Origin of the sequence: Pseudothermotoga sp. (genome assembly GCF_031962025.1) — a bacterium.
Lineage (GTDB): Bacteria > Thermotogota > Thermotogae > Thermotogales > DSM-5069 > Pseudothermotoga_B.
The window spans coordinates 82,398-105,355 of sequence record NZ_JAVRKW010000003.1; the positions used below are offsets into that span (position 1 = coordinate 82,398).

Annotated in this window: 19 protein-coding genes and 2 tRNA genes; 10 read left to right on the forward strand and 11 right to left on the reverse strand. The window is 40.9% G+C overall.

What is annotated here, in order from left to right; translation table 11 throughout:
• Window positions 1–42: 42 nt before the first annotated feature.
• The 9 genes from AC4E92_RS03810 to rlmN all read right to left on the reverse strand — a co-directional run bounded on the left by AC4E92_RS03810 (window position 43) and on the right by rlmN (window position 11,196).
• Complete coding sequence (locus tag AC4E92_RS03810) at window positions 43–2,082, reverse strand: heavy metal translocating P-type ATPase (RefSeq protein WP_490239268.1); 2,040 nt, start codon at window positions 2,080–2,082, stop codon at window positions 43–45.
• Window positions 2,079–2,438, reverse strand: coding sequence for an ArsR/SmtB family transcription factor (locus AC4E92_RS03815; protein WP_490239269.1), 360 nt, complete (start codon window positions 2,436–2,438; stop codon window positions 2,079–2,081). Before AC4E92_RS03815 ends, AC4E92_RS03810 begins: the two co-directional genes overlap by 4 nt.
• 100 nt (window positions 2,439–2,538) lie before the next feature.
• Window positions 2,539–5,118: a tetratricopeptide repeat-containing glycosyltransferase family 2 protein gene (locus tag AC4E92_RS03820; protein WP_490239270.1), complete on the reverse strand. Its 2,580-nt coding sequence runs from the start codon at window positions 5,116–5,118 to the stop codon at window positions 2,539–2,541.
• 30 nt (window positions 5,119–5,148) lie between these two features.
• A complete protein-coding gene (gene leuS / locus AC4E92_RS03825) occupies window positions 5,149–7,596 on the reverse strand; it encodes a leucine--tRNA ligase (RefSeq protein ID WP_490239271.1) in 2,448 nt (815 codons plus the stop codon).
• Between the two features lie 14 nt (window positions 7,597–7,610).
• Window positions 7,611–8,195 (reverse strand): RdgB/HAM1 family non-canonical purine NTP pyrophosphatase, encoded by a 585-nt coding sequence (gene rdgB / locus AC4E92_RS03830; protein ID WP_490239272.1) that lies wholly within the window; start codon window positions 8,193–8,195, stop codon window positions 7,611–7,613.
• Window positions 8,186–8,836 (reverse strand): ribulose-phosphate 3-epimerase, encoded by a 651-nt coding sequence (rpe, locus tag AC4E92_RS03835; protein ID WP_490239273.1) that lies wholly within the window; start codon window positions 8,834–8,836, stop codon window positions 8,186–8,188. Before rpe ends, rdgB begins: the two co-directional genes overlap by 10 nt.
• A complete protein-coding gene (gene rsgA / locus AC4E92_RS03840) occupies window positions 8,827–9,705 on the reverse strand; it encodes a ribosome small subunit-dependent GTPase A (protein ID WP_490239363.1) in 879 nt (292 codons plus the stop codon). The genes rpe and rsgA overlap by 10 nt, the downstream gene beginning before the upstream one ends.
• Window positions 9,695–10,225 carry a PASTA domain-containing protein gene (locus AC4E92_RS03845; protein WP_490239274.1) on the reverse strand — a complete coding sequence of 177 codons (531 nt, stop codon included), beginning with the start codon at window positions 10,223–10,225 and terminating at the stop codon, window positions 9,695–9,697. The genes rsgA and AC4E92_RS03845 overlap by 11 nt, the downstream gene beginning before the upstream one ends.
• Complete coding sequence (rlmN, locus tag AC4E92_RS03850) at window positions 10,189–11,196, reverse strand: dual-specificity RNA methyltransferase RlmN (protein WP_490239275.1); 1,008 nt, start codon at window positions 11,194–11,196, stop codon at window positions 10,189–10,191. Before rlmN ends, AC4E92_RS03845 begins: the two co-directional genes overlap by 37 nt.
• Window positions 11,197–11,344: 148 nt before the next feature.
• On the opposite strand from rlmN, the gene AC4E92_RS03855 reads away from it, so the two are divergent.
• Genes AC4E92_RS03855 through AC4E92_RS03865 form a run of 3 tightly spaced genes read left to right on the forward strand, consistent with a single transcriptional unit; the run spans window position 11,345 to window position 14,374 of the window.
• Window positions 11,345–12,409, forward strand: coding sequence for an AAA family ATPase (locus AC4E92_RS03855; protein ID WP_490239276.1), 1,065 nt, complete (start codon window positions 11,345–11,347; stop codon window positions 12,407–12,409).
• Window positions 12,399–13,583 carry a vWA domain-containing protein gene (locus tag AC4E92_RS03860; RefSeq protein ID WP_490239277.1) on the forward strand — a complete coding sequence of 395 codons (1,185 nt, stop codon included), beginning with the start codon at window positions 12,399–12,401 and terminating at the stop codon, window positions 13,581–13,583. The genes AC4E92_RS03855 and AC4E92_RS03860 overlap by 11 nt, the downstream gene beginning before the upstream one ends.
• Window positions 13,580–14,374 (forward strand): DUF4895 domain-containing protein, encoded by a 795-nt coding sequence (locus AC4E92_RS03865; RefSeq protein ID WP_490239278.1) that lies wholly within the window; start codon window positions 13,580–13,582, stop codon window positions 14,372–14,374. Before AC4E92_RS03860 ends, AC4E92_RS03865 begins: the two co-directional genes overlap by 4 nt.
• On the opposite strand, the gene AC4E92_RS03870 is transcribed toward AC4E92_RS03865, so the two are convergent.
• Together AC4E92_RS03870 and AC4E92_RS03875 are read right to left on the reverse strand one after the other, a co-directional pair.
• Window positions 14,358–15,389 carry a hypothetical protein gene (locus AC4E92_RS03870; RefSeq protein ID WP_490239279.1) on the reverse strand — a complete coding sequence of 344 codons (1,032 nt, stop codon included), beginning with the start codon at window positions 15,387–15,389 and terminating at the stop codon, window positions 14,358–14,360. The two genes, AC4E92_RS03865 and AC4E92_RS03870, sit on opposite strands and share 17 nt — an antisense overlap.
• Window positions 15,390–16,283 carry a D-alanine--D-alanine ligase gene (locus tag AC4E92_RS03875; RefSeq protein ID WP_490239280.1) on the reverse strand — a complete coding sequence of 298 codons (894 nt, stop codon included), beginning with the start codon at window positions 16,281–16,283 and terminating at the stop codon, window positions 15,390–15,392.
• 35 nt (window positions 16,284–16,318) lie between these two features.
• Between AC4E92_RS03875 and AC4E92_RS03880 the strand changes: the two genes are divergently transcribed.
• The 7 genes from AC4E92_RS03880 to AC4E92_RS03910 all read left to right on the forward strand — a co-directional run bounded on the left by AC4E92_RS03880 (window position 16,319) and on the right by AC4E92_RS03910 (window position 22,942).
• Complete coding sequence (locus tag AC4E92_RS03880; RefSeq protein WP_490239281.1) at window positions 16,319–17,317, forward strand: hypothetical protein; 999 nt, start codon at window positions 16,319–16,321, stop codon at window positions 17,315–17,317.
• A gap of 87 nt (window positions 17,318–17,404) precedes the next feature.
• A tRNA-Glu gene (locus AC4E92_RS03885) sits at window positions 17,405–17,479 on the forward strand.
• Window positions 17,480–17,747: 268 nt separating this feature from the next.
• Window positions 17,748–18,932, forward strand: a complete 1,185-nt coding sequence (locus AC4E92_RS03890; protein WP_490239282.1) for a DUF438 domain-containing protein — start codon at window positions 17,748–17,750, stop codon at window positions 18,930–18,932.
• A gap of 23 nt (window positions 18,933–18,955) precedes the next feature.
• Window positions 18,956–19,165 carry a heavy-metal-associated domain-containing protein gene (locus tag AC4E92_RS03895; RefSeq protein WP_490239283.1) on the forward strand — a complete coding sequence of 70 codons (210 nt, stop codon included), beginning with the start codon at window positions 18,956–18,958 and terminating at the stop codon, window positions 19,163–19,165.
• Between the two features lie 138 nt (window positions 19,166–19,303).
• Complete coding sequence (recJ, locus tag AC4E92_RS03900) at window positions 19,304–22,231, forward strand: single-stranded-DNA-specific exonuclease RecJ (RefSeq protein ID WP_490239284.1); 2,928 nt, start codon at window positions 19,304–19,306, stop codon at window positions 22,229–22,231.
• A complete protein-coding gene (locus tag AC4E92_RS03905; RefSeq protein ID WP_490239285.1) occupies window positions 22,231–22,875 on the forward strand; it encodes a RuvX/YqgF family protein in 645 nt (214 codons plus the stop codon). The genes recJ and AC4E92_RS03905 overlap by 1 nt, the downstream gene beginning before the upstream one ends.
• Window positions 22,866–22,942, forward strand: a tRNA-Arg gene (locus AC4E92_RS03910). The genes AC4E92_RS03905 and AC4E92_RS03910 overlap by 10 nt, the downstream gene beginning before the upstream one ends.
• Window positions 22,943–22,958 lie beyond the last annotated feature (16 nt).

Below are 22,958 nucleotides of genomic sequence, written 5' to 3' on the forward strand. Positions count from 1 at the left end.
ACGCGAGGGGGCAGTGACCCCCTCAATTTGTTTAGTAAGACGTCACTGATCCAATTTTTTTCTTGAAAACAGTATTCTGGTTGAGTTAATGGTACACAAAAGTGCGATGCCGGTATCTGCGAAGACGCCTTCCCACATCGTTGCCTTTCCAGCTATCGCAAGAAATATGAAGAAAGACTTCATGGCAATGGCAAAGATGATATTTTCAAGAACAATTCTCTTTGTGAATCTGGCAACATCTATTGACTCAACTACTTTTATTGGTTCTGCACTCATCACAACCACATCTGCCACCTCGATAGCGGCATCATTACCAAATCCATTCATTGCCACGCCGACATCTGCTCTTGCAAGCGATGGTGTGTCGTTTATTCCATCTCCCACAAATGCGGTCTTTCCGGTTTTCATTATCTGGTTCTCAAGTACTGTGAGTTTATCCTGAGCAAGCAACTGAGCGTGGTAACTGACCTCAGAAAGCCTTTCAGAGATCTTTGCCGCTTTCTGCTGGTTGTCACCTGTTAGTATGTGAACGTTTATACCTTTCTTTTTAAGGAGTTTCACAGCCTGCTCTGAAGTCTTTTTGAGTCTTTCAACGAGCTGAATGTTACCTGCGTATTTTTTGTCCACGGCAACGTGCACAGCAGAATCACTGTCCAAGTTGCATACATTCTGCGGATGCTCGATCTGTTCAGCATGCAGAAACCTGTCATTTCCAACGTGAATTGTTTTTCCATTTACAGAGCATTTAACACCAAGTCCTGCTATTTCGTGAAAATCTCTGACGATCGAATGGTCGATTTGTGGATATGCTTTGATAATGGATCTGGCAACTGGATGGTTCGAGTTTGCTTCGGCATGAGCGGAATAAATCAAGACATCGTCCTGTGAAAAACCATTCATGCTGTTTATTTTTGATAATTCAAGATCCCCGTACGTTAAAGTTCCGGTTTTGTCAAAAACGACATTTTTGACAGATGCAAGAGCATCAATAAAGGTCGCACCCTTGACCAGAATGCCTTCTTTCGACAGTCGACCTATTGCCGCAAAATAAGCCAATGGTACTGCCAACATCAGCGCACATGGACATGAGATGACAAGCAAGATCAACCCGCGGTTGATCCACTGGTTCATATTCTGTGATGTCAGCAATGGTATTACGAAAGATACAAAAGCTGCCAGAAGAACAACAACAGGTGTGTAGTACTTGGCAAAAACGGTGATAAACCTTTCTGATCTGGCTTTTCTTTCCGAAGCATTCTCTACTAATCTGAGAATGCTGGCAATTGAAGAATCCTCATACCTTTTGAGCGCCTGTATTTTTACAGCAGACTCCTTTACTATTGCCCCTGCAGGTACATTGTCTGAGACGGTGACATACTTTGGCGTAGATTCACCTGTCAAGGGTGAAGTGTCAAGGTGGGTACTTCCCTCAGTGATGATACCATCTACCGGTATCTTTTCACCGGGTTTCACCAAAAATATCTGTCCTGGTTCAATTTCCACAGGATCAACTTGTTTAAGTTCAGATCCCTGTACAAGCCAGGCGTACTTTGGCATGGCTTCAACGAGTGATCTTACAGATCTGCGTGAACGGTTGATGGCTAAATCCTGCAAAAACTCGCCGACTTTGTACAGAATCATCACCATAACAGCTTCTTCGTACTGTTTTATGAAAATGGCTCCAATTGTGGCTATACTCATCAAAAAATTCTCATCAAGGACGAAACCCTTCTTCAAGTTTTTCAATGCCCTGAACAGAATATCATAGCCTGCCAGAAAATATGCCACAACAGCCAGATACCACAGATGAAAAACAAAGGAGACAGTGAATAGAGCTACTGATATCAACAAAAAAAAGAATTCAGAAGGTCTTTTTTCGCCATCTTGAACAATCTTGACATCTTTTTCAACAGATTGGATGATCTTTTCGATGTCAATTTGTTGATTTGATTCAACTTCCAATATACCGAGCGAGAAGTTCAGCTTTGCCTTTTTAATTCCCTCTGTTTCAGACAGGGTTTTTTCGATCTTTGCTGCACAATCTGGACAGTGCAAATTCTCTATCTGGTAACGTTTTTTCATCTTTGTTCCTCCCTTACGTGTTCGATGGCAGCTTTCAGGATCTGTACCACATGCTGATCGGCGAGTGAATAGAAAACCTGTTTTCCCTGTTTTCTACTTTGAACCAGTTTTGTCATCTTCAAAATTCTCATCTGATGTGATACAGCAGATTTTGTGGCACCTGTGATGGCACACAGGTCACAGCCACACAATTCCATCTTTTCAAGGGCAAGCAGGATCTTCAGCCTCGTTGGATCTGAAAAAGTCGAAAACAAAATGGACATGTCGTCTATGGTCTGTTGGTTTTCAAGTCTATCGACAACGGCTTTAACGCGATTTTCGTGAACCTGATCAATGGAACAAAGATATTTGTTCATACCATCACCTCAATAGTTGAACAACTGTTCAACTATATTTTATACCAATCAATGCATGTTGTCAAAGCCTGTGTCAAAAGTCACAGATAGTCTGGTGAAATCATTTTTCGCGTTTTGCAATGACAGCTCTCAAACCGTTTTCAAAAAATTCGATCTCTGTGATCTTAAAACCAGCTGACTGTAATTCCTCTTTGACCTTAGCCGTTGTTCTCAAAACGCGAAAACCAGGATAATACCAGACCGTGTCGTTTTCGTCTGAAATATTTGGAGTGTGGTGAAATAGAACGATCTGATTGGCATTAGAGATGATTTTTCTTATTTCCACAGTTTGCTCGACACCTGATAATATGACCATATTCTGAGATTTTTCGCTCAGTTTGATACCAAGATCCAGAAAAACATCTTTGAAGTTTTCCAGTTTTTCGTCGGTCTTCACATCCTGCCAGTCAACTTTTGAAAGAACCTTGTGAAGTTCAACTGGCTGAACTCTCATGGGAAGCTGTTTGTAAAATTCTTTTTCAAAATTCTCGTAGGCTTTGAGCGATTCATCAACCGGATAGGGCTTTGCATAGATCAAACCGTTTTTTGCCTTGAACCAGGCTCTGACAGGATGGATAACCCCAAAGGTGCAGAATTTCTCAGATATATTTCCAACCCATAAGATCTCATCGTTGTTATCAAACCAGTTCAGTACCATATTCGGGTACAGACCCGTGTAAAGAAACCTGCCGCAAGATATATCGGCGAGTTTTTCATTTTCCTCGACGGCTTTTATATGATAAGATAACGATTTCTTTTTGTCTATTTTTGAATAGAACTGCGCAAGCCTGTAGTAGTACATGGGAAATTTGCCCGGCTCTTTTATTTTCTCCAGTAGCTCTATCGCTTTACTTTCGTTTTGTGTATTGACAGCGGAAACGTACAATGCGATATCACTGTCTGAAATTAAATAAAGCTTGCTCACATCGTTTCCCAAGTACTTTTTGAAATCCACCAAAAATTCCTTCTGCTTTGAATAAAAGCTATACAGTTCTTCATAGACACCGTCTATTGTTGGATCCAGCCTGGTTTTTAAATCTTCCACTATCGGTTTGATGAACTGCGACAACTCAGGCACAAGCTGTATGGCATCTCTGTAGGATCTTATCGCATCCAAGAACCTTGATTCTTTGAGAAAATGATCAGCCAGGATTGCTCTGGCAACTCCACGAACAACGGGATCTTCGTCTTCGACGAAATTTTCCAGGAATGATTTTTTCTGGGAACTGTCCAGCAGTGAATAAACTAAAAGTAATCCACCAACACCATTTTCCTTGACGATACTGTACAGATTTCCTGAACTGAGAAATTGTAGAAAAAGATCCTGTTTGGTATCAATTCGTTTTAGAAGTGCAAAACTGACCGGAGTGACATCTTTTACAACGATATCTGAAATTTGAACACTGATACCTTCTTCGACAATTTTTTCATATACAGGCTGCATGTTCACTTTGATCTGCTTTCTTCTCACAAAATCTGTCAGATGTTTTAGTGCAGGCAGACACTCTTCGATATCCTTTTCAGCGATCTTGTTGATCAGATGCTGAATCATGCCATTAGAAAGATCTTCGTTTTTTGAAAATCTCTCTTTGGCAAGCTCGTTGAGTTTGTCGTACTCTTCGAGTGCCGTATAGCCGATCATCGCTGCAAGATCTGCTGTGGGAATGTCTTTGAATGACATTATCGTCCAGCCGAATTTTTCGATGTTCTTTGATGCATTTTCGACGGCTTTGGTGAATTTTTCATAATATTCGACCAGTTTTTGCCATTGATGTTTTTTGAGATGGACATTGATCATGGACAAATACGGATCTGGATAATCCGGAGTTGCGTTTATGGCAGTTTGGGCAAGCTGTATCGCAAGATCGTCCAGACCGGCGTTTATTAAATCTATTGAGAAGATATAAAGAAACTCCAAGCCAATCGCCGGTATGGAAGATAACCTTTTCATCAGTTGCAAAGCCTGCCAGCCGACTTCAGCGGCTTGATGCAGTTTACCGCCGGTTTTTTCAGTTTTGTAAAGCTGTATGAGATAATACAATTTTTCCTGATCATTTTTGCATTGCTCTAGGTGTTTTCTTATCAATGTAGCAGTTCGCTCGTACTTCTGTTTTCTGAGCTTTCTGGTCCAGATATAACCGTAGTGATATATCAAAAAATTCGCGTTGACAACCTTGGGTTTGTAAATTGCCTGGTTATGCACAATGTTCTCGTAATGAACGGTTCCATTTCTAAAAATACGCGGAGTTGAAGCCGTTTCGGTGCGCTTGAAATCCCAATCCAGATAACTCAGGGTAGGAAGATAAACGGTGTTGACATCCTCTGGAAGAGATTTGAGAAAGTCTCTTATACCACTTCTAAATTCCTGGGAAACTTCTTCATCGGCATCGAAAATCAAAACCCATTCACAGGTTGGATATTTCAGTGAATTGTTTCTTGCCTCGGAGAAATCGTTTTTCCACGGGTGAAAGTACAGTTTTTCTGTGTACTCTCTTACGATATTGGGGGTATTGTCAGTTGAACCAGTGTCTACCACCACGATCTCGTCTGCCACGTCTTTTATACTGTCCAGAGCTCTTCTGATGTTGTGTTCTTCATCTTTGACAATCATTGCAACTGATAGTAAACACTTTTCTTTCACACCAATACCCCCTCACACACGAGTGATAGATCAGCAAACTATATTCAGAAGCCTTTTTTGAACATATAGCACCTTTTTTGGCTCACCCTCAACGAACTTTTTCACTCTATCGCTCAAAAGGGCAAGCCTTAATACCTCATCTTGATCTGCATCAACGGGAACTTTGATCCTGTCTCTGACCTTGCCGTTTACCTGTACTGCTATCTCGATTTCTTCAATAACCAGTGCCTGTGGATCGTATTCGGGCCATTTTTCTTTCATTATCGAAGTGGTCTTTCCCATCCTGTGCCACAGCTCTTCGGCAAAATGAGGTGCAAAAGGAGAAATCATCAAAAGGAAATTTTCGGCAAATTCTCTCAAAATCCTTATGTTCCATTTTTCTTTTGGCACATCTTCCATGTAGTCCCAGACGCTGTTTATGAGTTCCATCAATCCGCTTATTGCGGTGTTGAATTTAAAACCACCTTCCATGTCCTGCGTGATTTTTTTCAAATTGGAGTGCAACTTTTTTCTCAATTCTTTTTCTTTTTCTGTGAACTGAGAGTCACCGTGATCTGTTGTTGAGATTATTTGATCAACCACGGTCCAGGCTTTTCTTATGAACCTGTGAACACCTTCGATACCGGAATCATTCCATTCAGCATCTCTTTCAGGTGGTCCCATGAAGAGAATGTACATTCTCAATGTATCTGCACCGTATTTTTCAATCATATCATCCGGTGATACGACATTGCCCTTGCTTTTTGACATTTTTGCACCATCTTTGTAAATCATTCCCTGAGTGAAGAGATTTTCAAAAGGTTCGTCGAAACTCAGATATCCCAAATCGTGCAGTACCTTTGTTATAAACCTTGAGTAGAGCAAGTGCAGTATTGCATGTTCCACACCACCGACATATTGATCCACTGGTAGCCAGTAATCCACATCTTCTTTTACAAATGGTGCACTGTCAAGATCTGGATTGACATATCTGAGAAAATACCAGGAAGAATCCACAAAGGTGTCCATTGTATCTGCTTCTCTCAATGCTGGTCTACCACACTTTGGACAGGTAGTTTTTCTGAATTCATCGCTCAGCATCAAAGGTGATTGACCGGTCGGAAGAAATTCTACGTTATAAGGCAGTTTCACAGGTAGATCTTTTTCTGGTACCGGTACTATACCACAGTGATCACAGTAGATTACCGGTATCGGTGCACCCCAGTAACGCTGTCGAGAGATCAGCCAGTCTCTCAATTTGTACTGTACTGCCCTCTTTCCAAGTCCTTTTTCTTCGAGCCAGGATATGACTTTTTCCATTCCATCTGGAACCGGTGTGCCACTGAGCTGACCGCTGTTGATCATCACACCAGGTCCGTCGTATGCCTTGTCCATGGGCACATCCTGCGCCGGTTTTATAACCTGTCTTATTGGTATATTGTACTTGGTCGCAAATTCAAAATCACGCTGATCGTGTGCAGGAACACCCATCACTGCTCCTGTGCCGTACTCCATCAGGACATAGTTTGCGACGTATATCGGCACTTTTTCACCGTTTACAGGGTTGATCGCATATCTTCCGGTGAAGAACCCTTCTTTTTCAACGTCGATCGCGCTTCTTCTGAATCTATCCTGCTGACCAATGCGTTCCAGGAATTTTTCCAGATCTTTGTGCAGTTGTGCGGTTACGATCTGTTCAACGAGTGGTGATTCCGGTGCAAGTGCCATGAAGGTTACTCCCCACAGTGTGTCCGGTCTTGTTGTGAAAACTTCAATCTGTGTATCTAAACCATCCACTTTGAATTTTATCCTTGCCCCTTTGCTCTCACCTATCCAGTTTCTCTGCATGGTCTTCACGTGTTCGGGCCAGCCCGTGAGTTTATCCAGATCTTTCAAAAGTCTTTCTGCGTAGTCGGTTATTCTGAAAAACCATTGTTCCAAATGTTTTATCGTGACAGGCGTATCACATCTTTCGCATTTTCCATCCTTGACCTGCTCATTCGCAAGCGATGTCATACACTTCGGGCACCAGTTAACAGCGGCTTTTTTCTTGTAAGCAAGTCCAGCCTCGTAGAGCTTCAAGAAAACCCATTCAGTCCATTTGTAATACGGCTCAATACAGGTTATGACCTCTCTGCTCCAGTCGTAGCTGATACCCAGTTTTTTGATCTGCCCTCTTATTGTGTTGATGTTTTTCATAGTCCAGTCGTGTGGATGAATTTTTCTTTCAATTGCAGCATTTTCCGCCGGAAGACCAAAAGCATCGTAACCAAATGGATGCAAAACATTATAACCACGCATTCTCTTGTATCGGGCGACTGCATCTCCTATCACGTAATTTTTCACATGTCCAACATGGAGCGTACCGGATGGGTATGGAAACATCACGAGCATGTAATATTTTGGAAGCTCAGAGCGCTGAGCTGTCTTGAACATACCATTTTCTTCCCAGTATTTTTGCCATTTCGGTTCTATCTCCTTGGGTTCATATTTCGACACACGATCACCTCCAACTACTTGGAAAAGATTATAGCACTCAGTTTTTCAAAAAGAGTACTGAAGGCTTTATATCTATGACTCAATCTGTGTTTTTCTTCTTTCATTTCACCAAAAGTCATCTGATAACCATCTGGTATGAAAATCGGATCGTAACCAAAACCGTTTGTGCCTCTTATGGTTTCACTGATCCTGCCTTCCACATCCTTCTCACAACAGAGCACGATTTTCTCCACAGGATCATAATAAGCGGCTGCGCAGACAAATCTTGCTCTCTTTTCCTGTTTGTTTTTGAGCATTTCCAGTATGAAGAGCATTTTCTGCTCGTATGAACTGTTTTCCATGAACCGTGCAGAGTGAACCCCCGGAAAACCATCAAGTGCATCTATCACAAGTCCGGAATCATCGGCTATGGTCCTGCATCTTGTGACATTTCCATAAAAGATGGCTTTTTTAATTGCATTTTCGGCAAAGCTGTTCCCGTCTTCCGGGGCTTCTATCTTCACATCCAGGTCATTCAGCGACAGGATCTGTACTTCTTGTGGTACGAATCTTTTTATCTCTTCCAGTTTGTGTTTGTTCTTTGTTGCGATCAAGAGCATTTTATCTCCTCCAGTTTTCTTTTGAAAGATGCAGGGTCGTGTTTGAAAATCCCATATCCCATCACCAGTATCTGTGCACCACTGCAAACCACTTCGGTTACTGTTTCTTCATTTATTCCACCATCGACCATTATTTTCAGATTCAGGTTTTTCTTTTGAATTATTTTTGAGAGTCTTTTGATCTTTTCGACAGTTGTCTTTATGAACTTTTGACCGGAAAATCCCGGATTCACAGTCATGATGAGAACACCATCGATATCACTCAGGATGTCCGAGAGCATCTCCACAGGAGTATGTGGATTGAGTGCTACATAAGCCTGTGCACCTTTGTCTTTGATTTGATAAATAGTCCTGTGTAAGTGCAAACATGCTTCATAATGCACAGTGACTATCGAAGCACCGGCATCGACAAATTTTTCAACGTATTTTTCCGGTTGGACGATCATCAAATGTGCATCTACTGGTAAATCAGTGCATCTTTTCACCGCTTCAAGCAGTGGTATTCCAAAGGTTATGTTTGGTACAAAGACGCCATCCATGACGTCAAGATGGATCATGTCTATATATGGCTCGACTCTTTTGATTTCCTCGCAAAGTTTTGACAGATCACTTGCCAGTATCGATGCAGAAATCATTGCCATTTTTTGCTCACTTCCCTGTATATTTCAAGATAATTTTCGTATCTACTTGGGGAAATTACTCCTTTCTGAACAGATTCTTTGACTTTACATCCTGGTTCATCGATGTGAGTGCAGTCTTTGAACAAGCAATTTCCGTTTTCGAGTATTTCTGGAAAATACAGCTTTAGGTTCTCTGGTTTGATGTGATCCATTTGTATGAGTGAAAATCCCGGAGTATCCACTATAAAACCACCAAAGGGTAGACGAATCAATTCGGCCGCTGTAGTTGTGTGCTTTCCCCTTTCAATTTTTTCAGAGATCTCCTGCGTTTTGAGATTTACTCCAGGACAAATACTGTTTAAAAGGCTGCTTTTCCCCACACCGGAAGGTCCTGCAAAAACAGAAAGTCTGTCTTTGAGATGTTCTTTCAATTCTTCAGTGCCTTCAGTGGTTTTTGCACTTGTACAGATAACGGGATATATTTTTCCATAGGTTTCAATGAAAGATCTTTTTTTATCCTGATCTGATTCTTCGAGCAGATCTATTTTGTTAAGCACCAGCAGGGCATTCAATTTTGCTTCTTCAACCAGAACGAGTATCTTATCGAGCATGAGAAGAGGAACCTGTGGTTTTTTGATGGTATAGACGCAGACTACCTGATCTATATTCGCCACCCTTGGTTTTGGCAGTTCATTTTTTCGCTTTAAAACAGATTCCACAACACCTGTATCACCTACTTTTGTGTATTCAACAACATCCCCCACAATGGGTTTTAACCCCTGAACTTTGAAACGTCCTCTCAGGTAACATCTCACTCTTTCATTGGTTTTTGAATCCTCGACTATCAGAGCATTTGACATGAATTTTACCACTATTCCTCTATTTCTCAGAACTCGATCCCTCCCCTGGTTCTCCAGAATCAACCAGAATTGTCACCTCGCTGTTCTGCTTCAGAGTGCTTCCCACCGGAGGATAGATTCCCATAACCCTGCCGTCGGTACCTTTGAAAGGAAAATGCATTATTCTTATTTGAAAGCCCATCTGAGATAGTATTTTCACAGCAGTTTCTTTTGGAGCACCAATCAGGTCTGGAATTGTTATCTGCTGCGGTTCTCTCAGAAAGATGGTAACAGGTCTATTTTTTCTCACCTTCTGTCCGACATCCGGATAAGTGTGGTCCACCAAACCACTTCCAAGCACCTGACTTGGTTTTAATCCTGCTTTTTTGAGTTCTTTAACTGCCTGATCGATTTCAAGACCTTTGACATTTGGTATCTCGACTATCTGAGGGTGGATCAGAAAATAACTGAAAAAGATAACACCACCTGCTATCATGCCGAAGAACATGTACAGCAAAAACACAAGGACTTTTTTCAGCGCTGAAGGTTTCTGATCCTTAGCTGTCCGCATGCTGCTTCGATGTCCGCTCCTTTCTCGTATCTTATCTCCGCTTCTATACCAGATTCAATCAATATCTGTTTGAATCTGTTGATCTTCCACTGATTTGGTCTTTCCATACCCGGTACAACTGGGTTTACGGGAATCAAATTCACAAAGACTTTCATTCCTTTAAGCAGTTTTGCGAGTCTTCTTGCATCTTCATCAAAGTCATTGAATTCTCTTATGAGAATGTATTCTATCGTCACCCTGCGATCTGATTTTTCCTGATACGTCCTTGCCGCATCGAGTAATTCTTCTATGGAGTATTTTTTGTTCATCGGAATTATCTGGTCTCTTTTTTCGTTGCTTGCGGCATGCAGTGATATCGCCAGGTTCAGGTCAAGTCCCTCTTGAGAAAGCTTCAATATCTTCTCGGGTATTCCCACGGTGCTTATGGTTATGCGCCTTACACCGACATTTTTTGTTTTTTCGTGTATCAGTATCCTCACACTTTTCAGGACGTTGTCGTAATTGAGCAGTGGTTCTCCCATTCCCATGTAAACTACATTTCTTATTGTCTGATTTGAATCTTTTTCAATCGCAAGAATTTGTGAGACAATCTCGCCGGCTGACAGATTTCTCACAAAACCACTCTGTCCCGTTGCGCAGAAACTGCATTTGACCGGACAACCCACCTGTGTAGATATACAGGATGTGGCATAACCTTCGTGAAATAAAAGCACAGATTCCACGGTATTACCATCCTGCAGTCTGTAAAGATACTTCGTTGTCTTGTCCAAAGAAGAAATTCTCTTGTCGAGAATCTCGGGTAAGTCGATTGAGAATCTTTCGGCAAAAACCTTTCTGTGCTGCAACGACAGATTTGTCATCTGTTCAAATGTAAAAACGTGTTTTTTGTAAATCCAGTCGAGCACCTGATCTGCTCTGTATCTTTCAAGCCCAAGATCTTTGACGGCTGTCAGAAATTCGTCATAGCTCATTGAGAGTATATTCAGAAAAAATCACCTCACAAATTAGATTATAAATCGACATGCCGTGGATCTGATATCTTTGCAAGATCTTAAAATTAATGAGACCAAAAAGGAGTCAATGAATACGGTGATATAATTCAAAAGGAGGTGTCCTGTCTTGACAGTAGACGAAGCGCGATTTTTGAGCAGGAAGATCATGGAGGCTGGAGAAGTCCCACTTTTGGTAGGACATTTTGGAGTTGGAAAAACAGATATCGCAAGACAGATCGCCAAACAGACCAATAGAAAACTCGTGATACTCATTCTTTCACAGATGGAGCCGGGCGATTTGATAGGTCTTCCTTCCAAGCAAAACGAGCAGACTGTTTTTCTAAGACCGGATTGGTGGCCAGAGGATGGCAATGTGATAATCCTGCTGGACGAGATAAATCGAGCCCACAGATCTATAAGAAATGCAATCATGCAACTTGTGATAGACAAAAGGATACACAACCACGTACTGCCAGAGGGAACGTGGATCATGGCAACGATGAACCCGCCGGATGATGAATATGATCAGGCAGATTTGATAACAGATCCTGCTTTTATTTCACGCTTTTTCATAATCGACATATCACCATCTGTTGAAGAATGGCAGCGATGGGCTCAGGAAAACAACGTCGATAAAAGTATAATTCAATTCATTGAGAAATTTCCTGAATTTCTTTACACACATTCACCGATGTCTTTGAGAGTTGAATTAAGGCCTAGTCCCAGAAGCTGGTACAAACTCAGCAATGTTTTGAGAACACTCAATGAAGATGAAAAGAAGAAATTTGGTTATTCCTTAGCGTGCGGAATACTGGGACCAGAAGCTGCAAAAGCCTTCATTGAATCTGGTTATGATGAATCGATACCTTCGCCGCAGCTTGTTTTGTTAAACGGTGTTGAGAAAATTCTCAAAGACAGCACAGATCAGGCAAATTCCTTGACGCTCAGGTTGATAGATTATTTTTCCAAATTAGATGATCAGACAGTTGAACTACTCGAAGCGAACATTTCAAGAGTGGCAAAGAACCTGAGTGAACTTGCCACGATCCTTCCAAGGGATTCTTTTTACGCTTTGATCAGGTACATCACTGACAGAGCCACAAAAGGAGAAAAAAACTCTCAGTTTTTTGATAAGTTGATTGAGAAACTCTCAAATTTTGAACAGGTGAGATCGATACTCGATGAAATCTGATATGGAGAAAATAATCTTAGACCTTGGCAAAAGATCACCTTTTTATCTGTATCTTTTGCTGAACATCTCGCGTGTGCCATCAAAAGAAGTAAAAAACATGCAATTGTCCATGGATAATTCAAAAATCACGCTTTACTACAATCCAGACTGGGTTTGTGGCAAACATCCAGAATTCGTGCAAGCCATGATCCTTCATCATTTGATGCATTTGATAAATCTTCACTTTCTCATAAAACCAAAAAACGACAGAGACAGAATGATATGGGATCTTGCGATGGATGCGGCGATCAACCAGTATATACCTCTACTCTCGGCATTCGGGGTTCCATTGAATCTTCTGATTGAAGAAGGACACGGCGTCGATAACGAGAGATTGTTTGTACTTCCACCTGACTGGATGCCCGACAAAAGCGCGGAAGAGTACCACAGATGGATTTTACAGAAGATGGAAGAGCTCGGCAGATATGATATATCTATAGTCGCGCAGGCAAGAGAAGATTCTTCTGATTCACACACCAAAATGTATCAGGTTCAGGACATCGATATGGTTCTTGAATTGACCAAAAGTCAGTTGAAAAAGGCTTTTAATCTGTATGGTTCTGAACTCGAGTCAGGTGTTAAGAGAATGGTCGAACTTTCCATATCAAGACCAATTCTGAACTGGAAAGACAAAATGAGACATTTTGCAGGAGTTTCAGAATACGGTGAAAAATACACAACCATACTCAGACCAAACAGGAGATACGAACAGCAACCAGGCTGGAAAATCTCGCACATGGCAAGGCTCGGTATCATTGTGGACACCAGCGGAAGTATTATAGAAGAAGAATTCGACGATTTTTTCTCTGAAATAGAAGCTCTTTCAAGGTACGTGGATACCGATTTTGTACTTGTCCAGGTAGATCGTGCTGTGAACTTGGAGATAAGATACTCAAAAGGTACTTACAGAAACATGGAGATAATCGGCGGTGGTGAAACCGATCTGCAACCTGCCGTTGATTACCTTCAGGATAAGCACCATCCTGAAGGAATAATAATCTTCACAGATGGATATACTGATCTTCCTGTCGTCAAAAGGCGTGTTCTCTTTGTACTGTCAAAACACCACAGTGAAGAATTCTTGGATCAGGCAAGAAAGATATACGGTCGTTCAAGTGTGGTGGTTTTGCAATGATCGAATACGGTCCGATACTGGCTGTACAGATTTTGAAAAAATACATAAACCTTCTGCCGGTTGAAGTCGGCGTTGCTGAACTTGAAAAGTACAGAGAAAAACTCGATCAGTACCACAGGCACATCTTTCTCTCCACAGTATATGTTCAGAACGGTTTTTGCGTTTTTTCGGCAGTTGATACCGAAAAAAGAAAGATCATGGGTATTTGTATATCCGATCCGTTTGAAAAAAATCTGGCTATTTACAGCTCATCTGTTGATTGTGAAGTTTTGCAAAAAGCCCACAGTGAACTCTTTGGTAAAAAGGCAGAGTTTTGTAAAAGCGGAATCACAAGGTTACCTTTTCAATACAGAGTTTTGGCAGTTGTTGGTGATGAAGATTTTCTCAGTAAAGAAATGTTGAAGGAAAAGATCTATGGTTTAGAGAATCTGTCTTTCTGCCAGAAAATCGACCAGGAACATTTTGAAAAACTCTGCAGACTGAATGAGAAAAAAGTGGATTTTGCTGTGATTTATCCTCTTGATGAATATATCGTCTGTATTCTAACCATGCCTGAATATGTGGACAAAGATCATGTCTCTCTACTCTCTGAAATCTCACGCATCTACAGGAAAAAATACGGTGCGCCGTATCAGGGAAACGTGGGTAAGATAAAAAAACTCACATCGGTTCTGAGCGCTTTTGTGGTTTCTTACGAAGATTTTCTGAAGGGTTTTGATATCGAAAAAAACTGCCTTGAACTGTGTCAGAAGATCAAAAAAGCTTACAGATGTGTCATCGATCTTGCCTGATAACAACATACCTTCCCTTTTGATCTTCTATTCTCACAAATTCATCGAAAACAGTCAGAAAAATCCTCGAGCCCATTCGTGAAAGGGCAGATCTGAGCCTGTGTGGAGATACCTGTATCTGGAATGGTTTTTGAAGGCCTGCGTCCAGTTCCGCTCTGTACTGTACGGTGCCGTACGATCCATAAAAGTGGATCTTGCTTTCAGTTCCAGTGATTCTCAAAGGAGTATCTTTTGGTAAAAGCCATGCGGCTTTGGAAACAAATTTTGCAAAAGCCGAATAAAGCTGATACGATTCTGAATTGACCATTATCTGTTCAATTCTATCATGCTTGGAATCTTTCTCTCCACAAACCTGCATTGCAAAATCTTCACAGATCAGGCTGAACCAGTTATCTCCAATCGCAAGAGTTAATGGACAGTCCTTTTCATAGACTTTCAGGGCTTTCACGATATGCCTGCTGCTCATATACGGAATTGAGAAGGAGAATTGTTCATTGATGCTGTCATCGACTCTACAAAGGCTGGTAATTGTTCTTGAAGGAGAGATAATTATCAAAGAGCTGTCAAAGGATGCAAGACAGGTCATATCGCCTTCTTCCAGTGCAGCCGTGGCAAAGTCCAGAAAATTCATGAACTTCACCAGTCTTGTTTTTCCAGCTTCTTTGAAAGGCTTCATGTGTTCTCTTTCTTTTGGCTGTGATGTTTTTATTCTCAGTGTTTCCTGATATCCCTGCAGTGTTATCTGATCCTGTAAAATCACAAGACGAATTTCCTGTGATTTTTCTCCAGCCAGAAAACCTTTCAAAAGTTTCAGTCCAACCGGAATTTCACCATAAAACGGTTCACACTCAGCGATCTTCATCCAGCAGGTTAGGCATCCATCTGTGGCTTTCATGACCAGCCCATCTTTGTAAGACAGAAAAACATTCCCGAAACTGTATTCGGAAGAACCCATTATTTTATCGCAGAATCTAAGCCAGTGGATCAGTGAACCTGTCTTGATAAGAGCTTTCAATCATTTCACCACCGTGTGGATTATAGCATCGATTAACTGTTCAAAACTCATTCCAGCAGCTCTGGCAGAAGCTGGAAGATCGCTCAGATCTGTAAGACCAGGTATTGTATTCAGTTCAAGCACATAAAAAATACCGTCTTTGAGTATTCCATCAACCCTTGCAAACCCTTCACATTCACAAACTTCAAAAGCTTTTAACGCAGATTGAGTGACCTGCTCGTACTCCTGCTGAGATAAAGGTGCCGGCAGAATAAACTGTGTCATGTTCGGAGTGTACTTTGCCGTGTAATCATAAAATCTTCTTTTTGGTTTTAGCTCTAAAATTGGAAGTACCTGTGGCTTTCCATCCAGTTCCAGTATGGAGACAGTCAATTCCCTGCCCGGTATATACTTTTGTACAATCATTTCATCATAAATTGAAAGTTCCTGCAAAAGTGCCTGATAAAGTTGCTCCGGATCATCGCAGATATGAACGCCTATGCTTGAACCTTCTCTTCTTGGTTTAATAACACATGGGAATCCGAACGGTGATTCCCTAACAGGTTGCTTCACCAGAACATATTCAGGGTACGTGACAGTGCCGTTCAATGTGCGGTATGTCATGACCTTGTCAAAACAGATCGCACTCGAAAGCACCTTTGAACCGGTGTATTTTATACCAAGCCAATCGAGAATAGCCTGGACTACACCATCTTCACCAAACTGCCCGTGTAGTGCATTGAAAACAAGATCGAAATTTTTAAGCTCAGGGGCAATCTTTAAAAAATCACCATTCACGTCCACCGCAACTACTTCATGACCGAGTTTTTTCAGTGCTTTAACGACATTTTCTCCACTCTTTAGAGATATCGGTCGTTCACGTGACACTCCACCAAGCAGTACAGCGATCTTCACACTACCGCACTCCTTTCTGTCTAAGGTATTTTACAATGCCAAAAAGGTGTACAATCAACAAAGTGATGAATTTTATGAAAAAAGCCCTGTGCCTTTTGATGATAATGTGTGCTGTGTACGGATGTGTGAGATACGAACCAAGCTTGCTGAACGATCTTCAGATAAGATACATCGCTATAATGTACAGATACGGACCTTTTCACACCATTGAAGAAATCAAGGAACTTGTCGAACAGAGCGATTATGATGATGATGTTCTAAAATACTACAACTATTTTCGCGGGACGGTTGATCTTGAGGATGTGAAATTTTTCCAGAAGGCAGAAGTATATGATCAAAGGATTAAAGATTACATTCAAAAACATTTGCCCGTGAACAATTCAGATGATAGTTTGTTCATAGATAACTTCGATGATCCATTGCCTTTGCAGATTATTGACACAAAATCCGAATATCAGAGTGCTCTTTCTGAAAGGATTTATCGACTTTTGGAGAGAGACTGGCAAAGCATGGGTCTGTTCAGAGTCTGGTATGAGGATTTTTATAAAAATGAGATCTGTGCAGAACAGTTGAAAAGATATGCTGATTTGATTGCACAGATAACCTGTATTTATTCATCAAAAGTACTTGAAAGAGTTCGTGAGACTTCGTCAACATTCTACATAAAGTTTGTTGATATGTCAAAAATTCCACCCGAACTATTGCTAGCGATTGCGTACAAAGAATCAAGGTTTTTTCCGGGTTCTTTCAGGGCAGAGATATATCAGGATAAAATACAGGCTGTTTCATTGGGCTTATGTCATATTCTGGTCGATGCCGATACACTGGATCTTGACTTTGCGGATATAGGTGATCAAAAGGTTGATATGAGAACCTTTGAACTAATCGGTTATTACTATTTAGGCAATGATTACGCCCAAAAAAACGTTTTTGATGAAATTGACCTGATCCAGTTGAGGGGAAACATTCTGGTTTGTTTGATACAGCTCTCGCTCATATATGAAAAACTTCGACTTTCTGGTGTTATATATTGAACGGTAAGGTTTTGTGTGATATCATCTTTGTGGATGATATATCAACTGTTGAAATTTTTTCAGATTGTGGTATAATATAAATTGCATGGCCCCATAGGATAATGGCTAGTCCATCGGATTCTCAGTCCGAAGGTCGGGGTTCGATTCCCCGTGGGGCTGCCACCTTTTTCCCGACTTTCGTTTTCCTACTGACATAAAGCCCGCTGGCAAGAGCGGGCTTTATTATTGATTGATCTCTCAGTGGTTACTTCTGAACAAACTTGAAAACCACATTAGAACCGCAGTACATACCAAAAAATTCTATTAAGCGGTCTTTTGACCGCTTTTTGTTTTTTGTATTTGATGCATTGCCAATAAAAAAAGAAAGTACGCGTGAGCAAAGCCTGTGGTAAAATTAGAGTGAAATAATCTAATTTTAGGAGGTGTTAAGGTGAGTCAGGGTGTTGGAAAACAGCAGAAAAAAGAGATGATAAAAAACATAATAAGAGAACTTCACAGGGGTATGACGCCGCAACAGGCTAAAGAAAAATTTGAAAAAGAAATAGGCTCCATCACTTCTTTTGAGATAGCTCAAATAGAACAGGAATTGATCAACGAAGGTGTTTCTACAGAAGAGATAAAGCAATTTTGCAATGTCCACGCGTTGCTGTTTAAAAGCATACTCTCTGAAAGTTTCAAGGATGTTGAATATCCGGTACATCCTGTCAATCTTCTTAAACAGGAAAACCAGCAGATCAAAAAACTCATTGAAAAGATCAAAAAGGCGGTTCAGGAAAAAAACATCGATACACTGTCAGGTCTTCTTGAAGAGCTCAAAAAGATCGATGTACATTACAGCACAAAGGAACAGTTGCTCTTCCCATATCTTGAGAAGCATGGATTCATGGGACCATCGAAAGTCATGTGGGGGAAACACAATGATATAAGGGCAATGATGAAAAATGCCATTGATGCTTTAGAAAAAGTGGAGTTCGACGAATATGTTAAAAAGTATTTGAATCCATTGATTCAAGAGATAGACGGTATGATATTCAAAGAGGAAAACATACTCTTTCCATCAGCTCTTGAGATGCTTTCACCTCAGGAATGGGTTGAGATATTGAAGGAAATCAGAGAAACTGGTTTTGCCTTCATAAAACTTCCTGCTACACTCGATAAACTCATAGAGGAATTTGAGGCAAATCTTTCAACAGGTCCGAAGATTGAAGATGGTCAGATAGTTTTTGATACAGGAAAACTGACACTTGATGAGCTCGAATCAGTACTCAACACATTGCCGGTTGATATCACTTTTGTTGATAAAAACGACAAGGTAAAGTACTTTTCAAAATCAAAGGATAGGATCTTCCTCAGGACCAGAAGCGTTCTTGGACGAGAGGTTCAAAACTGCCATCCACCGCAAAGCGTTGATAAAGTAAAGCAAATTGTTGAGTGGTTCAAAAAAGGTGAGAAGGATTCTGTTGATTTCTGGATAAACTTCAAAGGTAGGCTTGTTTATATCAGATACTTTGCTGTGAGAGACAAAAATGGAAAGTATCTTGGCACTCTTGAAGTTACTCAGGATATAACTCAGATAAAAAAATTGGAAGGAGAAAAAAGACTTTTAGATCAATAGTTGATGAAAGAAGGAGTGATTTTATGAGATATTTGCTGAACGTGCCTGATATTTCTTGCAACCACTGTAAGATGAGAATATCAGAAAAATTACAACAAATCGGTCTAAAAGAGTATGAGATCGACTTATCAAAAAAGACAGTTGTGGTTGAAACAGAAGATATACAAAAAGTGATTGATGAACTTGCAAAGATAGGTTATCCCGTAGAGAGATTTGAAAAGTATAGCTATTGATGGTGGGATTTTGAATGTGAGGGATTTGAAAAGACTCCATCTTTCGCGAAATTCAATTGAATGACCAGCTGCCAGTGTTCACAAATTAAAAAAATGTGGTTTAATATAATTAACACTACAAGAAGGCAGTTGGCGATTGTGAGGTGGATAGTAAAGCAGGTTGATCAGCAACAGGTTCGGTTGCTGTGTGATCAGTTACAGATAAGCCCTTTTCTTGCAAAATTACTGATAAACAGAGGTTTGAAAGAACCTGAGCTTGTGTATAATTTTTTAAATCCAAGTGTGGAAGATCTGCACGATCCGATGTATTTAACCGATATGGATCGTGCTGTTGGTTTGTTATTTCAAGCCAGAGCACATCGTTTACCCGTTTTGATTTATGGAGACTACGATGTCGATGGAATAACGGGTGTTGCCGTACTTAAAGAATTCCTGGACAGATATGGCTGGGTCACGGAATACTACATTCCAAAGAGAATGGACGAGGGGTATGGTATACAGCCTTCCGTGATTGAGCAGTTCTGTAAAAGATGCAAGGGAATCATTTTGACTGTTGATTGTGGTATTACCGCTTTTGAAGCGATCGACTTTGCTAACTCTTTTGATTGCCCCGTTATAGTTACAGACCATCACGAAGTTGGAGAAAAACTCCCGAAGGCTACGGCTATCATTGATCCCAAAAGAGCGGACGACAGTTATCCCTTCAAAGATCTGGCTGGTGTTGGAGTTGCTTTTAAACTTGTCTGTGCACTTGCTGAACAGATGAAAATCAACTTGGAAGAATTTTCCGATCTGCTTGAATTTGTAGCGCTTGGTACGATTGCAGATATGGTCAGACTGGTCGATGAGAATCGTTTTCTGGTGAAGGCTGGCTTACAAAGATTGAGACAAACAAAAAGACCAGGGTTGTCAATGCTGTTTTCACGGCTTTGCATAACTGAGCCAGACTCGAGGGATATTGGTTACAGGGTTGCTCCAAAGTTGAACGCAGCAGGAAGGCTTGATTATGCAGATGATGCATTTCAGCTTCTGGTTGCTAAGGATAAAGTATACGCTGAGAGACTCGTGGAACTTCTTTTTGAGTACAACACGACAAGACAGGAAATCGAGGCTGATATCTTTGCTCATGCCGTTGAACAGATAGAAGAATATGAACTGCATAAAGATCCGGTTATAGTTGTAAAAGGACGGGATTGGCACGTTGGTGTGATAGGTATCGTTGCAACACGACTGGTTCACAGATATGGAAGACCTGTTATGGTCATATCGGAAACTGAGGGAGTTGCACGAGGTTCTGCACGAAGTGTACCGGAGGTCAATCTCATTGAGTTGCTTCAGCCACTGTCTTCTTATTTCAAAGAATTCGGTGGTCATTCGCTGGCTGTCGGATTCAGTTTAAATCCAGACGGGATAGACCCTTTCATCGAAGCTCTGAGAAATTGCAAGATTCCAATTAGAGATTCTTTTGACATCATAGAAATAGATGATGAGATTCAGTTGGAGCAAATTGATGAACAGATGATGAAAGATTTGCAGTTACTTGAACCATTTGGTCATGGTAATCCTGAGCCTGTCTTTCTTTCAAAAAATGTGCCTGTGGAGTTTATAAGAACTTTCGGTCAAAACCATGTAAATGTCAAAATGCTGATTCGTGCCAATGGAAAAAGAATAGAAGCGCTCGGTTTTGGGCTGGGATATCTGCTGGATAAACCAGGCTATGAATCTACCAGTGTTGATATCGTTTTCAGTATAAGAAACCACAAAGCCCCACTGTCTTTGAATATCATGGACCTATCTTTGCCTGAAAAAGTTTATGAGTCAAGCGACGGTAGCGAGATATCACAGAAACTGCTTCACCTTGATCAACTGTTAACCCAGATAAAAGGGAAACGCCTGTACATCCTTGACCTTAGAACGAGAAATGCGTTTTTGTACTGGCTGAAAGAAAAAACAAACCTGAGGTGTGCTGTCATTTCCATAAACAACGTTATTTCTTCACATCTGCACCAGAGCCTTTTAAGGCATGTCCAGAGCAGGATATCTTATGTAAATTCTTTGAACAGAAATGCTTCTGATAGATTCACTTTTATGACACTTTCGTATTTTTTGAGTGAAAAGGACAAGCTTTACAATCAGTATGATATCTTTTTGATCAACGAACTTTCACTGTTCAGATTTTTTGAAGATCAACCACAGGTTGCTGATTTTCTTGGATTTGTAGAAAGGAACATTCAAAAATTCATAGCGATAAGCGTGAAGAACCCGGATGATTTATTCAATTTCGCCGCAAAACTCGGTTTTGAAATATCTTACGAAAGATCGCTGAAGCTCAACTACGGTTTGGCAGACATATCAGATGACATTGACTCGGTTCTGAATGATGCTTCCTGCTTTTTGTTCTCCGACCAGCGAAAATTGTCAGATTTCTACAAAAGATTCAAAGATAGGTGGAACAACAGAGAAGTTCTCATATACTCGCATACACTCAAACCGGCTCAGCGTTTGAGCGTGGTCAGCAGTGTTAGAAAAAGAAAACCCATTAAGCTGATTAGCTCTACGAATACCGATGGCTTGCCGGCACTTCTGGGTCAAGACGTGGAAATTGCTGTTCTCGATGCACCTTTGAGTCTATTTGAGTTACTGGATGCCGTTTCCTGCGATGGAGATAATCAGCTCTTTGATCTGTGTTTTAAAAGCGAGAGTATTTATGAAAGGCAAAATGAGCTTGAAGAACTTTTTCCTTCAAAAGAATTTGTGAATGAAATAATATCGGATGTTGGCAATGGTGAAATGAATCAGGAAGAATTTCTCAACATGCTTGTACAGCAAGGTCGTTTCAAAAATCCATCCTATGCAAAAGTAGTGCTGAATATTCTCAAAGACCTTGGAGCTGTTATTAACCCTGAAAAGATTTCCTTTGCTCAGATAGATCTTTCACGAACACCTGTGAGAATCATGGAAAGAGAACTTGAACTTGCTTATTTTCATAAAGTGACAAAACCATTTTTGATGCAGAAAGTGAAGGGTATCTACAGAGCACTGGCAAATGTGAGAACGGTGATTTGATGATCCTTGCGATAGATTACGGCGAAGCAAGATGTGGGCTGGCTCTGGGTGAAAAACTTGCGACAAGGCTCTGGACGGTCAGCAGACAGAAAATATTTTTTGAAATCTCAAAACTTGCAAATATCAATTGCTTTGTGATAGGGCTACCTCTTTCAATGAGCGGTAGATATTCACAGCAGACTTATAAAACCATAGAATTCGCAGAAAAACTCTACATTAAATTTGGTAAAGAGGTTTATTTGATTGACGAAAGACTTTCAACCTATCTTTTCAAAGGCAGAAAAGATGTGGATCAGCTTAGTGCAGCAGAGATTTTCGACAGGTTTGTTTCGTCGAATGCCAATCGTTATGTGATAAAACCACCAGTCGAGCTCAGCGATGTGCAACTTGAGAAGGTCAGGAACGTCAAAGGAAAAGTCCTTGTTGCAAATCTTTCTGATGTTAGAGTACTGGCAGATGAGAGCTGGATCGTTTTTCAAAAAGATCCCTATTATGCGTATCTGTTTCACAAGGCTGGCTGTCATGTTGAGAGAGACCAGCGAAAGTTGGAAAACTTTGCGCCTTTTGATATCATCATTGCTGGAGACTCATGTAAGGAATTTGAGTATTTGTTGAAATCAGACGGGAAGATCCTGTGCCTGTAGCTCAAATGGATAGAGCGCTGGACTCCGGATCCAGAGGTTGCGGGTTCAACTCCCGCCAGGCACACCAGATTGTCTCCTGATAA

Coding starts and splice junctions, on each gene's coding strand:
- AC4E92_RS03860 (WP_490239277.1), top strand. CDS start 12,399: ATGAAATCTGATATGGAGAAAATAATCTTAGACCTTGGCAAAAGATCA.
- AC4E92_RS03815 (WP_490239269.1), bottom strand. CDS start 2,438: ATGAACAAATATCTTTGTTCCATTGATCAGGTTCACGAAAATCGCGTT.
- AC4E92_RS03880 (WP_490239281.1), top strand. CDS start 16,319: ATGCCAAAAAGGTGTACAATCAACAAAGTGATGAATTTTATGAAAAAA.
- AC4E92_RS03810 (WP_490239268.1), bottom strand. CDS start 2,082: ATGAAAAAACGTTACCAGATAGAGAATTTGCACTGTCCAGATTGTGCA.
- rdgB (WP_490239272.1), bottom strand. CDS start 8,195: ATGCTCTTGATCGCAACAAAGAACAAACACAAACTGGAAGAGATAAAA.
- AC4E92_RS03905 (WP_490239285.1), top strand. CDS start 22,231: ATGATCCTTGCGATAGATTACGGCGAAGCAAGATGTGGGCTGGCTCTG.
- rlmN (WP_490239275.1), bottom strand. CDS start 11,196: ATGAGCTATGACGAATTTCTGACAGCCGTCAAAGATCTTGGGCTTGAA.
- AC4E92_RS03895 (WP_490239283.1), top strand. CDS start 18,956: ATGAGATATTTGCTGAACGTGCCTGATATTTCTTGCAACCACTGTAAG.
- AC4E92_RS03845 (WP_490239274.1), bottom strand. CDS start 10,225: ATGCGGACAGCTAAGGATCAGAAACCTTCAGCGCTGAAAAAAGTCCTT.
- rpe (WP_490239273.1), bottom strand. CDS start 8,836: ATGGCAATGATTTCTGCATCGATACTGGCAAGTGATCTGTCAAAACTT.
- AC4E92_RS03865 (WP_490239278.1), top strand. CDS start 13,580: ATGATCGAATACGGTCCGATACTGGCTGTACAGATTTTGAAAAAATAC.